At 64.3% G+C, this 12,111-nt stretch carries 13 protein-coding genes and 1 pseudogene; 11 read left to right on the top strand and 3 right to left on the bottom strand.

Annotation, left to right across the window (positions count from 1 at the left end; translation table 11 throughout):
• Positions 1–308 precede the first annotated feature (308 nt).
• The 3 genes and pseudogenes from ACPCJR_RS25860 to ACPCJR_RS25850 form a co-directional block, all read right to left on the bottom strand.
• Positions 309–1,044, bottom strand: a pseudogene (locus ACPCJR_RS25860) (SDR family NAD(P)-dependent oxidoreductase).
• Positions 1,041–1,676, bottom strand: a complete 636-nt coding sequence (locus ACPCJR_RS25855) for a DUF938 domain-containing protein (protein WP_391516341.1) — start codon at positions 1,674–1,676, stop codon at positions 1,041–1,043. Before ACPCJR_RS25855 ends, ACPCJR_RS25860 begins: the two are co-directional and overlap by 4 nt.
• 724 nt (positions 1,677–2,400) lie before the next feature.
• Positions 2,401–2,997 carry a helix-turn-helix domain-containing protein gene (locus ACPCJR_RS25850; protein ID WP_391516340.1) on the bottom strand — a complete coding sequence of 199 codons (597 nt, stop codon included), beginning with the start codon at positions 2,995–2,997 and terminating at the stop codon, positions 2,401–2,403.
• 544 nt (positions 2,998–3,541) lie between these two features.
• Here ACPCJR_RS25850 and ACPCJR_RS25845 point away from each other — a divergent pair.
• The 11 genes from ACPCJR_RS25845 (at position 3,542) to napH (ending at position 12,051) form a co-directional block, all read left to right on the top strand.
• Positions 3,542–4,399 carry a methylamine utilization protein MauF gene (locus ACPCJR_RS25845; protein ID WP_391516338.1) on the top strand — a complete coding sequence of 286 codons (858 nt, stop codon included), beginning with the start codon at positions 3,542–3,544 and terminating at the stop codon, positions 4,397–4,399.
• 170 nt (positions 4,400–4,569) lie between these two features.
• Positions 4,570–5,796 (top strand): methylamine dehydrogenase (amicyanin) large subunit, encoded by a 1,227-nt coding sequence (gene mauB / locus ACPCJR_RS25840; RefSeq protein ID WP_391516337.1) that lies wholly within the window; start codon positions 4,570–4,572, stop codon positions 5,794–5,796.
• Positions 5,797–5,810: 14 nt separating this feature from the next.
• The gene (locus ACPCJR_RS25835; protein WP_391516345.1) at positions 5,811–6,371 is read left to right on the top strand and encodes a MauE/DoxX family redox-associated membrane protein; all 561 of its coding nucleotides are present in this window, start codon (positions 5,811–5,813) and stop codon (positions 6,369–6,371) included.
• 5 nt (positions 6,372–6,376) lie between these two features.
• On the top strand, positions 6,377–6,994 hold the full coding sequence (mauD, locus tag ACPCJR_RS25830; protein ID WP_391516335.1) for a methylamine dehydrogenase accessory protein MauD: 618 nt from the start codon (positions 6,377–6,379) through the stop codon (positions 6,992–6,994).
• A 64-nt stretch (positions 6,995–7,058) separates the two neighbouring features.
• Positions 7,059–7,619, top strand: a complete 561-nt coding sequence (mauA, locus tag ACPCJR_RS25825) for a methylamine dehydrogenase (amicyanin) small subunit (protein ID WP_391516333.1) — start codon at positions 7,059–7,061, stop codon at positions 7,617–7,619.
• Between the two features lie 63 nt (positions 7,620–7,682).
• Positions 7,683–8,042 (top strand): amicyanin, encoded by a 360-nt coding sequence (locus ACPCJR_RS25820; RefSeq protein WP_391516331.1) that lies wholly within the window; start codon positions 7,683–7,685, stop codon positions 8,040–8,042.
• A gap of 127 nt (positions 8,043–8,169) precedes the next feature.
• Entirely contained in the window at positions 8,170–9,057 is an 888-nt protein-coding gene (locus ACPCJR_RS25815; RefSeq protein WP_391516330.1) for a methylamine utilization protein MauJ, read from the top strand.
• Positions 9,058–9,090: 33 nt separating this feature from the next.
• On the top strand, positions 9,091–10,152 hold the full coding sequence (mauG, locus tag ACPCJR_RS25810; protein ID WP_391516822.1) for a tryptophan tryptophylquinone biosynthesis enzyme MauG: 1,062 nt from the start codon (positions 9,091–9,093) through the stop codon (positions 10,150–10,152).
• A 13-nt stretch (positions 10,153–10,165) separates the two neighbouring features.
• A complete protein-coding gene (locus ACPCJR_RS25805) occupies positions 10,166–10,510 on the top strand; it encodes a methylamine utilization protein MauL (RefSeq protein ID WP_391516327.1) in 345 nt (114 codons plus the stop codon).
• Between the two features lie 18 nt (positions 10,511–10,528).
• The gene (napG, locus tag ACPCJR_RS25800; protein ID WP_012753051.1) at positions 10,529–11,191 is read left to right on the top strand and encodes a ferredoxin-type protein NapG; all 663 of its coding nucleotides are present in this window, start codon (positions 10,529–10,531) and stop codon (positions 11,189–11,191) included.
• Positions 11,191–12,051 (top strand): quinol dehydrogenase ferredoxin subunit NapH, encoded by an 861-nt coding sequence (gene napH, locus ACPCJR_RS25795; RefSeq protein ID WP_391516324.1) that lies wholly within the window; start codon positions 11,191–11,193, stop codon positions 12,049–12,051. The genes napG and napH overlap by 1 nt, the downstream gene beginning before the upstream one ends.
• Positions 12,052–12,111 lie beyond the last annotated feature (60 nt).

The raw sequence follows: 12,111 nt of genomic DNA, 5'->3' as shown, positions 1-12,111 counted from the left end.
TGAATAGGTGCGGGATCTGATGACGCCGGAAGAACTCTGTCCACCCCACTCGGGCAAATCGGTGAGCGGAGGCCAAGTCGTTCAGTCCGGCCTCCTAAAGTGCTGGGACCGACGAAGTCATCGCGCCCCAACTCCTGACCCCGAGCGGAATTTCGACTCACTGGGGATGAAGGTCCGGATGGGGACCGGTAGCAGACATTGCGTCCGACGGATGCGATGGTTCGTTGCTGGCGCATGTCGTAAGTGAGTTTAGCTCCAGACGATCGTACGGCGGTGCCCCAGGGCATCCGTTCGAGCCGAGACCACGCTCAGGCGGGGATCGGCGAGTCGTCCCAGGCGAAGACGCCGCCGGTATCGTCCGCGCTCAGGCCGTTCAGCACGCGCAGGAGATGCGCTGCGCTCTCTTCGGGTGAGAAGACGCCGTCGGCCGTCGGCCGTCGGGTCCGGCCGGAAGGGCCGCGACAGGCCGGAAGTGACCGTGCCCGGATGCAGGCCAACGACGATCGCCTCCGGCCGGCTGCGGGCAACCTCGATCGCGAGTGTTCGCAGAATCTGGTTCAGCGCCGACTTCGATGCGCGGTAGGCGTACCAGCCGCCCAGTCGGTTGTCGCCGATCGATCCGACCCGCGCCGACAAGGCCGCAAACACGCATCGCTCCCGTCGCGCCAGCAATGGCACGAAATGCTTGGCGACGAGCGCTGGGCCGATCGTGTTGACTGAAAAGACGGTGGCCATCGTGGTGGGGTCGAGCGTCCTGACCGTCTTCTCGGGCGAGACGCCTGTCCGGTGAAGAAGGCCGGTGGCGACGATGACCAGGCCGACCCGTCCGGCTTCGCCGACCCTGGCCGCCGCCGCTGCAATTGTCGCCTCGTCGCTCAGGTCGATCGGAAGGGTTCGAACACCCTGCGGGACCGACGATTCCGAGCGGGAGAGCGCGAAGATTGGAGCGTGGGACGCAGACTCGGCGAGCGCGCGGATCAAGGCCCTGCCAATGCCGCCGGATGCACCGACGACGACCGCGCTGGCTGGGGGCGAGGCGGTCAAGGCGCGATCTCCCTGTCTACAGTGGAGCCTCTGCGGCCCCGGTGAAAGATCAGACTGAGGTTGTTGGCCGGCATCGCGATGCGCTCGACCAGATGCAGATCGTGCGCTCGGTCGGCCGCCGCGACGGCTTCGATATCGCGGACTCCCCAGAAAGCATTCCTTGAGCGCAGGCTGCTGTCGAACGCGGCATTGCTCGGTGTGGTGTGCGCGCCATCCTCCCGGAAGGGACCGTAGAGGTAGAGCACACCCCCCTCCGCGAGCGTCGCTTCCGCGCCAGCCATCAGCCCGATGGTCGCGTCCCAGGGGGCGATGTGGATCATGTTGATCGCGACAACCGCGTCCACCCGCGTTACCGGCCACGGCTGACGGGTCGCATCGATCGCCAGCGGCGACCGGATGTTCGCCAGCCCGGCGGCGCTGGCATGGGCGACGATACTGCGACGGGCCGCTTCATCCGGATCGCTGGGTTGCCAGACGAGTGCGGGTAGCGCACGCGCGAAGTGAGCGGCGTGCTCGCCCGACCCGCTCGCGATCTCGAGGACGAGGCCGCTGGGCGGGAGAACGCGCGTGAGGAGTTCGGCGATCGGGGCGACGTTTCGAGCCGCGGCCGGCGAGTACAGGGCGTCGGGCATGGGGTTCTTGTAAGGACAGTCGTTGCCAACCGCATGCCCTTTCGTGGCGGCACACCCGCCCCGAGGCATCGACGCTGCTTCAGCTCGAAGCGCGCAGCTGCGGCGCGGACGGGTCGCGATGCTGATGGCTTCCAAAACGGAGTTCCATCATGCCTTCAGCCTGCGACCCCAACCCGCCGAACGCAGAACCCCGGCCGCCTTCAAGCCCAACCTAGCCTCTGCCGAAGTCGGCTATAGCTACCCGAGAAAATCTGAGGAGCCAATCTATTACACAGTAAGGAAAAACTGATGCCGCCGCAACGCAACGCCGGTAGCTATCTTTGTCCCGAAAATATCGCACGATCGATGCTGATCTCAATATGATCGGCTAATTTATAGATCATTGATCTCGCAGGAACAGCAATTTTAATTTTTATTCGAATATAATCAGACATCATAAATAAAACTCGGGCTCTGCTTGAACAGCGTTCCGTTCTCCTGCTTGAGACAAGACGGACGCGCTTCACTGAACCTCGCGAGGAGAACGGTGTCGTCAGTCATGGTATCTGTTTCTATCCGCGAGATTACGATCCCTGTTTGCCGTCCGATGTCACGGGACGATCCGAGCGAGCAGACCAGATCCGCACGGAGCCGGCGCAACCCACCCACGACGACTCGGCGCAGTCCGCAACAGCTCTATCGGCACGCGCGATTGCCCTTCTTGAGACGGAGGCGGCGTCGTGAGTCAATTCGATATCACCGCCAGGTAAGTCACCGGCGCTTCAAGAAGCTTGGCCGGACCGTGCAAGCCGTTTGAGTCGAACATCAGCGCGTCGCCGGGCTCCAAATGATAATCTTGGCCGGAATGGTGATAGATCACCTCGCCGCTCAGCATGTAAATCAGTTCCGTGCCGTCGTGCTGAAAACTTGTATAGGTCTCTGCTTCACTGTTTAAAGTAATAAGATACGGCTGTATCACCACGTCGCCGCGGATGCCGCCGCCGAGCAACTCATACAGGTGACCAACCTTGGTGCCGCGCCGCTCGATCGGGACGCCTTGGCCGCGCTTCACGTGGCTACAGTCGTGGGTCTCCTCGAAGGTCGCGAATAGAGCTGTAATCGGCACGTTGAGGGCTGAGGCGATCGCATTGATCGAGGCCAGCGAGGGCGAGATCGTGCCGTTCTCGATCTTGGAGACCATACCCTGTGAGATGCCGGCAGCAGCGCCGAGATCGCCCACTGAGAGGTCTCGCTCTCGCCGCAGCATGCGAATTTGATAACCCAGGGCCTTTTCCAGTGGACGCTCCTCCACATTGGGAGCGTTCGACGCTGTTCTCAGCATGTACTTGAACCTTCCTGGACACTGCCACGCGAAACCATATGCCAACGCGACTTCGCAAATCGCCCAAGCTTGCTCGATCGAAAAAGCGCGCTTCTCATAGTTTTTCCAGAAAATTCAAGTTGTATCAGAATATATACAATAATTATAGCTTGAAAACACTATCAATTGCAGAATACAAAAGATATCTCCAAGTTATATTCGACACTGATACTTCGTATATCTTCGTGCACCTTCTCGTGTGTGGATCGCCTGCATCTTCTTCTTCCCCCGCCAAACCAGGGCGCTGAAGCACATGTTTCGATTGTCGATGCTCACTTGACATAAGCTGTTTCTTGCTCGTGCTGCCCCAGGCTCTCTGATTTAATCCCTAGTGCGGCGCACAAAATGCGGGCTTGTGATGCAGAAATTTTATGCAGAAGCCGTCATACAAGGCAATATGGTGCTTGCAAGGAAAATCGATATCGCCTACAGAAACACGCAACGATGACCGTCGCGATAAATTGAAGCGGCGGCGAAGGGTGAAACGTCAGAAGGAGATGGTGGCATGCCCACACTGACGCCTCCGGCCGGAAGCGAATCCGTGCCGTTTGCTGCCGCGCATGCGGAGCGCGTTGAAGACTGTCTAATCTTCCCGAGTGAGGTTTCTACCAAGGTACGACTTGGTGGCTTGGTGGCTGCGACGTCGGGCGGAATCCTCGGCGCGGTGCTCGTGTCTCAGGCCTCGTTGCAAGAGGCTGCGGTTTCCTCGCTTCTCGTGGGTTTATCCTTTGTCGGTGGTCTTCTCTCGACGTGGTCACCCTGCGGGTATTCTAGTCTCTGTCTGCTTCGTCCGATTGGACCATATTCAGCCCGGTCGCTGACCAAGTACACGCCCACGTTCTTGCTGCACGGGGCCGGCTACGCAATCGGTGCCGTGATCCTCGGCGGCCTTCTCGGACTGGCTGGAGGGCTTGTTGGCTTTGCCGGCGTATCCATTTTGACCCTCACCGCACTCGGTCTCGCCGCGCTGGTCTACGGCGCGCATCAGCTCGGCTTCCTGCGCGTCCCCTATCCGCAGCGTCGAGCTCAGGTACCGCATGATGCGCGGCAACGCTTCCCCATGTGGTTCATCGGCGGCCTGTACGGCATCTCGCTCGGTCTCAACTTCCTGACCTACGTCCAGACGCCGATCCTGTATCTCGTGACCGCCGCGGCGGTGGCGAGCGGCAGCGTTACGTCCGCGATCGCTCTGTTCCTGGCCTTCAACGCGGGCCGCTTCCTGCCGATGGCGGTGAACTACCTGCCGGTGAGCGACATCGCCGTGCAGAACTGGCTCGCCCGCCGACAGGAGAGCGCCGCCTTTCTCGACGGTGGTTTGTTGATCGCCTTCGGCGCCGCTCTGCTGACCTTGGCGCTGCTCTGAGGGCCGCCTCCGACCCGAGGCATCGGGTCGGATCGTCCGGGCGCCGTTTCCGACGCGCCTTCTTTCGACAAGCCGGCTTCTACGACGCTGAAACGCGATCAGAACTCCGGCCGTCGTCACATCATCGAACCTGTTCTTCGGTTTTTCGCACTCGCCTCAAGGAGAGAACGATGACGCACGCCTATGTCCAACTTCGGCAAGCCTTCCGCTACGGATCCTTCGCGGTCGGAGTCGGGGCTCTCGCGGCGATGCTCGCCGCCGGTCCAGTCGCGGCAGCCGAGCAGGGTGCCGCCGCCAAGCAGGCCGCCGCCGATCTCGCCGCCGGCAAGGCGGATGATCCGACGGTGCTGAAGGCCCCTGCGCCGAACGCCCGCCGCGTCTACGTCTACGATCCGAAGCACTTCGCGGCGATCTCGCAGAGCTTCATCATCGACGGCGATGCCGCCCGCGTCGTCGGAACGGCCGATAGCGGCTTCATGGGCAACCCTGTTGTAGCCAGCGACGGCTCCTTCTACGGGCACGCCAACACGGTGTTCTCGCGGATCGCCCGCGGCAAGCGCACCGATTACGTCGAGTTGCTCGATGCGCGCACGGCCGATCCGATCGCGGACATCGAGCTGCCGAACACGCCCCGCTTCCTCGTCGGCACCTATCCCTGGATGACGGCGCTGACGCCCAACAACAAAACGCTGCTGTTCTACCAATTCTCGCCGCAGCCTGCCGTCGGCGTCGTCGATCTCGCCGGCAAAAAGTTTGACCGGATGATCGAGGTGCCGGACTGCTACCACATCTTCCCGTCCAGCAACGACACCTTCTTCATGCATTGCCGCGACGGCAGCCTGCTGAAGGTCAGCATCGGAGCCGATGGGAAATCTCAGACCAAGCGCACCGAGATTTTCCACAAGGAAAACGAGTACCTCATCAACCATCCGACCTACTCGCCCAAGAACGGCCGGTTGGTATGGCCGACTTATACGGGCAAGATCTTCCAGGTCGACCTCTCCTCGCAGGAAGCCAAGTTCCTGCCGGCGATCGAGGCCTTCACCGATGCCGAGAAGAAGGACGGCTGGGCGCCGGGCGGCTGGCAGCAGGTCGCCTATCACCGCGAGAGCGACCGCATCTTCCTACTTGGTGATCAGCGCGCGGCCTCGAAGCACAAGGCGCCGAGCCGCTTCCTGTTCGTGATCGATGCCAAGACCGGCAAGCGCATCAGCAAGATCGAACTCAAGCACGAGATCGACTCGGTCGGCGTGAGCCAGGATGCCAAGCCGCAGCTCTACGCGCTCTCGACCGGCGCGAAGACCTTGTTCATCTTCGATCCCGAGACCGGCAAGGAGATGTCGAGCGTCAACCAACTCGGCGCCGGCCCGCAGGTCATCACGACCTCGGACATGTGACGGCGATGTCGGACATCGCCATGCCCGTCCTCGCGGAGCCCGTCGTCACGGTCTTCCTGCGGTCGTTCCTGATCCTGCTCTTCGTCGCGGCCGCCCTGCCGAAGCTGCGCCACGCCGACGAGTTCTTCGGGGTCGTGCGGAACTTCCGGCTGATGTCCGAGGCGATGGCCCGCCCCTTCGCCGCCGCGCTGCCCCTCGTGGAACTGGCGCTCGCCGCCGGTCTCGCGGTCCCGGCGACAGCGGCCTTCGCGGCGGCGGGTCTCGGAGGCCTGCTGGTCCTGTTCGGCCTCGCCATCGCGATCAACGTGGCCCGCGGCCGGACGGCGATCGATTGCGGATGCTTCCGCAACGGCATGCGGCAGCCGCTCGGCTGGCTGCTCGTCGGCCGCAACGCGGGCCTCGCCCTCGCGGCCTTCGGCCTCGCCTGGGTTCTGCCGGCGGCGCCCGCCGCCGGCCCCTTCGATCTCGCCGTCGGCTTCGCAGCCGCCGGCCTCGCCCTCCTCCTCGGCTACGGCGCCTCGCTCCTGAACGGGCTTCAGGCCGGCGCGCGTCCCTCTTCCCTCTCGAAAGGCTGACTGCGATGACCATGCAGTTCCTGATCGCCTCGAACGTCCTGCTCTGGCTCGCCCTGATCGGCTGCGCCGTGCTCCTGCTCGGCCTGCTGCGACAGGTCGGCCTGCTCCATGAGCGCTCCTCGCCCCTGGGCGCCATGATCACCGATCACGGTCCCGATATCGGCGATGCCGCTCCGATCTTCGAGCTTCCCGACCATGCCGGCGCCACCGTGCGCATCGGCGGACCGAGCGCCGAGGGTCGCCCGACGCTGCTGATGTTCACCGCCCCGACCTGTCCGGTCTGCGACAAGCTCTTCCCGCTGATCAAGTCAATCGCCCGGGCCGAGAAGTTCGCGGTGGTGATGATCAGCGACGGGCAGCCGGACGAGCACCAGCGCTTCCTGGCCAAGCACGACCTCGGCGACATCCGCTACGTCGTCTCGGCCGAGGTCGGCATGGCCTTCCAGGTCGGCAAGATCCCCTACGGCGTGCTGCTGGACGGCGAGGGCGTGATCCGCGCCAAGGGCCTCACCAACACCCGTGAGCATCTCGAGAGCCTGCTGGAGGCGGACAAGAGCGGCTTCGCATCGATCCAGCAATTCATGACGAGCAGGAAGCACAGCCACGGCGCCAAGGCCGCCTGATCGAAAAGGCCGCCTGATCGCAGGGCGCCCGCGTCCGCAAACCTAGAACAGCGACGAGGAAACGATGCTCGGAAAATCCCAATTCGACAATCTCTTCGAGAAGATGTCCCGCAAGGTGGCGGGGCACACGAGCCGCCGCGGCTTCATCGGACGCGTCGGCACGGCGGTGGCCGGCGTGGCGCTGGTGCCCCTGCTTCCGGTCGACCGCCGCGGGCGCGTCAGCCGTGCCAACGCCGCCGAGAGCGCGGGCGATCCGCGGGGCAAGTGGACTCCGCAGGACCACGACGTGCAAGCCTGCGATTACTGGCGCCACTGCTCCATCGACGGCAACATCTGCGACTGCTCCGGCGGCTCGCTGACGAATTGCCCGCCCGGCACCAAGCTCGCGTCCAGCTCCTGGGTCGCCAGCTGCTACAACCCGACCGACAAGCAGAGCTACCTGATCTCCTACCGCGACTGCTGCGGCGCCAACATGTCCACCCGGTGCTCGTGCCTGAACACGGAGGGCGAGCTGCCGGTCTACCGCCCGGAATTCGGCAACGACATCATCTGGTGCTTCGGCGCCGAGGACGATGCCATGACCTATCACTGCACGATCTCGCCCATCGTCGGAAAGGCCGGCTGATCCCCGGCCGCGGCCTGCGGGCCGCGGCTCCCGGACAGCCCTGAGACATCGGAGTCGAACCCCATGCGCGTCCTCGTTCTCGCAGCAACCCTCGCTGCCCTCTCCGCCGGTGCGGCGCTCGCCGCCGGCGCGCTCGAAGTGGTGCCGCAGGCGCCCGCCGGCAGCACCGAGGTCAAGATCGCCAAGATGAAGTTCGCGACCCCCGAGGTCCGCATCAAGGCGGGCTCGGCCGTGACCTGGACCAACACCGAGGCCCTGCCGCACAACGTCCACTTCAAGCCCGGCGGCAGCGTCGACAAGGAGCTGGAAGGGCCGATGCTGCGCTCCAACCAGACCTTCTCGGTCCAGTTCAACACGCCGGGCACCTACGACTACATCTGCACGCCCCATCCCTTCATGAAGGGCAAGGTCGTCGTCGAGTAGCAACGAGGCCGGCAGGTCTCCGACGCGAGCGGACCGCGACCTGCCGGCCCTCCTCCGCCGTACCGCCCCCGAGACTCGAACGCCCCCGACCCGTCGGGGAGGGTTCGTCAGCGCGCCAGGTGCACCGATGTGGATTCCCTACGACCTGACCGGCTCGCTCAAGGGCGAGACATCGGCCGCGAGCCTTCAGCGCTCGCAGGCGGACCGTTCCGTGCGCGACGTGCTGGTCGGCTTCTTCGTACGCAATCCCATCACCCAGAGCTGGGAGATCGACATCCGGGCCGAGTCCGCCAAGGAGGTGCTGACGGTGGCGCTGGACGGCATGCCGGCCGAGATCGCCTGCTACGGCGACGAGTCGGGCAAGCTCAGCGAGATCATCTACCGGATCAAAAGCGCCGAGCCCTACGCCGCCTTCGATGCCTGCCGGCACGACTTGGAAGACCGGCTCGCCCGCTGGACGTTGGAGCTCGGCCGCGGCATGGCCATCGCCGGTTGGCGCGTGGCCGATCCGGCCAACGAGGCGCGCTGGCGCTGCACCCCGTTCCGACCGAGCGCGCTCGACCTCGACCTCGACGCCGTGACCTTCGCGCCGGACGATCTCAAGCCGCTGCTGCGCGTCTACCAGCGCGCTCGCAACGCCTCGGACCCGGCTTGGCGCCTGCTGAACGCCTACGCGGTGCTGACATGCTGGCGCGCCGGAAAGGCTCCCTTTCCCGCCAAGCTGCAGCGGCCCGTCCCCACCGTGACCCTGGAGATGCTGGTGCATAGCGGCACTCTCGGCTGCGCCGTGACCTTCAAGGATCAGCCGCTCACGGTCCTCGTCGATGCCCTGGAGGTCTGGCGCGACGCCGTCCTGCAGGATCTGGAGTCCCCCGGCGAGGGCGCACAGGGGCTCCGGGGTGAGGCGCGCTGGCGGCTCGCGCACATGGCGAGCCTCGCCGATCTGGCTGCCCGCGAAACGCTCATCCGCGAGATCGCTCGCCGTCGCAGTTCCGATCTGGCGCTCGCCTCCTGAGCCTTGAACACTTCCGTGAGGAGGGTTGAGGCCATGAGGCCGATCCTACCAATACCTGTTCTGGTGGCCTGGACCGTCATCGTCTGCGGCGGCGCCTATGCCGTGACCACGTGCTCCGGCGCTGCCACGGCAACCGCCGGCGCGTCGCAGCACGACTTGGTCGCGCTCAAGGAGCGGTTCCGCCGGCCTGAACAGGTGCCTTTTCCGAAAGCCAATCCGCTGACACCGGAGAAGGTAACGCTGGGCAAAGCGCTGTTCTTCGATCCGCGGCTCTCGCGCTCGGGCAGCGTCTCCTGCGCGACCTGCCACAATCCGAGCCTCGGCTGGAGCGACGGCCTGACCCGGGCGGTCGGCTTCGGCATGGTCTCGCTGCCGCGGCGTACCCCGCCGGTGCGCAATCTCGCCTGGGGTACAGCCTTCCAATGGGATGGCCGAGCCGACAGCCTTGAAGCGCAGGCGCGCATGCCGATTACGGCACCCGATGAGATGAACATGTCGATGGATCTCGTCGTCGAGCGGTTGAAGGCGATATCCGGCTACGCCGCCCTCTTCCGCGATGCCTTCGGCGGCGAGGAGCCGATCGGCGCGCGCCATGTGACCGCGGCGCTCGCCACCTTCCAGCGGACACTCGTCTCGGATGAGGCGCCGTTTGACCGCTGGGCATCGGGTGAGGAAAGCGCCATCGGGGCCGATGCGAAGAGAGGCTTTGCTCTGTTCGCCGGCAAGGCCGGATGCGCCGCTTGCCATTCCACCTGGCGCTTTACGGATGACAGCTTCCACGACATTGGCCTCAAGGCCAGTGACGACCTCGGCCGGGGCAAGTTCGCACCGCCGAATGTCACGGCGATGCGCTACGCCTTCAAGACGCCCTCGTTGCGCGACCTGCGGATGCAAGGTCCGTACATGCACGACGGTCAGCTCGGCAGCCTCGATGCAGTGCTGGATCACTACATCAAAGGCGGCGAGAGGCGGCCGAGTCTTTCCTTCGAGATGAAACCGTTTGAGATGAGTGAGCGGGAGCGGCTCGATCTGATCGCTTTCCTCGAAACATTGAAAGCGGAACCCATCGCCATCACCTTACCACAACTGCCGTAGCAAGGATCCTCGAATGGTCACGTCGGCCATGCTCCGCGCCTTGACCGCGAGCTTAGCGTTTTCTGTCCTGAATATCACTTCCCCGGCGGCAGCCGATGAATTCGAAGTAACGATCCATCACGTCGAGCTGCAAGATCCCGGCCTGAAGACCAAGGTGGGCGACGCGATCACCTTCGTCAACCATGCCGACATCGCCCACAATCTGTACCTCACCTATGAGGACGGCCAAGTGGAAACGCTCGACACACAGCCGCCGCGCACGACCAAGCGCACGGTGTTGAAGCAGGTCGGTCACGTAGTCGTGCGCTGCTGGATCCATCCCATCATCCGGATGGAGTTCGACGTTGCGGCAAAGTAGAGCACCAGGGAGCCAGCAATGGCAAAGCCGAAGTCACCGTCCCGACGTGAGCTGCTGACCAACGGTGTCAAGGCTGCAGGCGTGACGTGCCTCGCTGGCCTCGCGCTCACGGCCTACGTGGAATCGGCCAGCAAGGCTGAAGCCAAGGCCCTGCGGCCACCTGGAGCGCTCCCTGAAGACGACTTTCTGGCAGCCTGCGTACGCTGCGGTCTCTGTGTACGCGCCTGTCCCTACGACACGCTGCGGCTCGCCGAGATGGGCGAGGAAGCTCCCCTCGGGACGCCTTTCTTTGTCGCCCGCGAAACGCCCTGCTTCATGTGCACGGACGTTCCCTGCGCCAAAGCTTGCCCGACCGGAGCGCTCGACCGCGACATCCCGAATATCCGCAAGGCGGATATGGGCGTCGCCGTCCTCGTCGGCCACGAGAGCTGCCTGAACTACAAGGGCATCACCTGCAGCATCTGCCACCGGGTCTGCCCGATCCGGGATGAAGCGATCACGCTGGAAGTCCAGACGATCAAGGGGCGCCGCATGGTGATTCCGACGGTGCATTCCGACAAATGCACCGGATGCGGCACCTGCGAGAAGCACTGCGTGCTCGGGCAGGCGGCGATCCGCGTGTTGCCGCGCGAACTCGGCCTCGGTGGCCGCGGTCGCAACCCGGCAGGGAGGGCGGTGTGATGCGCCTGAGCCTGACGGCGGCGGCACGAGCCGAGGGTGTGGCGGCCAAGGGCTGGCTGCGTGCCCACAAATGGTGGTTTCTGCGCCGCCTGACGCAGATGACGGCTCTCGGCGTCTTCATGGCCGGTCCGTTCGCTGGCCTGTGGGTCGTCCGGGGCAATTTCGCCTCCAGCGAAATCCTCGGCGTCCTTCCTCTGAGCGATCCATTTATCGCCCTCCAGTCCCTCGCCGCCGGTATGGTGCCGGCAAGCGTCGCCCTGCTCGGGGCTGGTCTTATCGCGCTGTTCTACGTCATCGTGGGAGGCCGGGCCTATTGTGGCTGGATCTGCCCAGTCAACGTCGTCACCGATGCGGCTTACTGGCTGCGGGAAAAGCTCGGTATCACCCGTGACCGCAAGCTCGATCGGCGGACACGGCTCTGGGTTCTGGCCGGTGCGCTCCTCGCCTCGCTTTTGAGCGGCGCGATCGCGTGGGAATTCGTCAACCCGGTGAGCCTCCTGCAGCGCGGCCTGATCTTCGGGCTCGGCGCGGGCTGGACCGTCATCGCGGCCGTCTTCCTCCTCGATCTCCTGATCACGCGCCGGGGCTGGTGCGGCCATCTCTGCCCGGTGGGTGCTTTCTACGGCCTCGTGGGCAAGGCCAGCCTCGTGCGCGTCGCCGCCACGAGACGAGCCGATTGCACCAATTGCGGAGCTTGCTTCCAGATCTGCACGGAGCCCCACGTCATCACGCCGGCTTTGAAGGGAACCGGTTCCACTTTGATCCTGTCAGGTGATTGCATGAACTGCGGCAGCTGCATCGATGCCTGCCCTGTCGATGTTTTCGAGATGGCAAGGCGCGGCAGATCGATTTCACCCTAATGATGTGCGCGCGGCGAAAAACAAACCGACAGATTATCACATATCAATATTGTTTCTATC

The sequence above is a fragment of the Methylobacterium sp. NPDC097929 genome, assembly GCF_049543375.1.
Lineage (GTDB): Bacteria > Pseudomonadota > Alphaproteobacteria > Rhizobiales > Beijerinckiaceae > Methylobacterium.
Note: the sequence above shows the minus strand (reverse complement) of the source record. Positions and strands in the feature narration are given on the sequence as shown.

Excerpts from the sequence above, each read along its gene's own strand:
- ACPCJR_RS25805 (WP_391516327.1), top strand. The coding sequence starts at position 10,166 with ATGGTCACGTCGGCCATGCTCCGCGCCTTGACCGCGAGCTTAGCGTTT.
- mauG (WP_391516822.1), top strand. The coding sequence starts at position 9,091 with ATGAGGCCGATCCTACCAATACCTGTTCTGGTGGCCTGGACCGTCATC.
- mauA (WP_391516333.1), top strand. The coding sequence starts at position 7,059 with ATGCTCGGAAAATCCCAATTCGACAATCTCTTCGAGAAGATGTCCCGC.
- napG (WP_012753051.1), top strand. The coding sequence starts at position 10,529 with ATGGCAAAGCCGAAGTCACCGTCCCGACGTGAGCTGCTGACCAACGGT.
- ACPCJR_RS25845 (WP_391516338.1), top strand. The coding sequence starts at position 3,542 with ATGCCCACACTGACGCCTCCGGCCGGAAGCGAATCCGTGCCGTTTGCT.
- ACPCJR_RS25855 (WP_391516341.1), bottom strand. The coding sequence starts at position 1,676 with ATGCCCGACGCCCTGTACTCGCCGGCCGCGGCTCGAAACGTCGCCCCG.
- ACPCJR_RS25815 (WP_391516330.1), top strand. The coding sequence starts at position 8,170 with ATGTGGATTCCCTACGACCTGACCGGCTCGCTCAAGGGCGAGACATCG.
- mauB (WP_391516337.1), top strand. The coding sequence starts at position 4,570 with ATGACGCACGCCTATGTCCAACTTCGGCAAGCCTTCCGCTACGGATCC.
- napH (WP_391516324.1), top strand. The coding sequence starts at position 11,191 with ATGCGCCTGAGCCTGACGGCGGCGGCACGAGCCGAGGGTGTGGCGGCC.
- ACPCJR_RS25820 (WP_391516331.1), top strand. The coding sequence starts at position 7,683 with ATGCGCGTCCTCGTTCTCGCAGCAACCCTCGCTGCCCTCTCCGCCGGT.
- mauD (WP_391516335.1), top strand. The coding sequence starts at position 6,377 with ATGACCATGCAGTTCCTGATCGCCTCGAACGTCCTGCTCTGGCTCGCC.
- ACPCJR_RS25850 (WP_391516340.1), bottom strand. The coding sequence starts at position 2,997 with ATGCTGAGAACAGCGTCGAACGCTCCCAATGTGGAGGAGCGTCCACTG.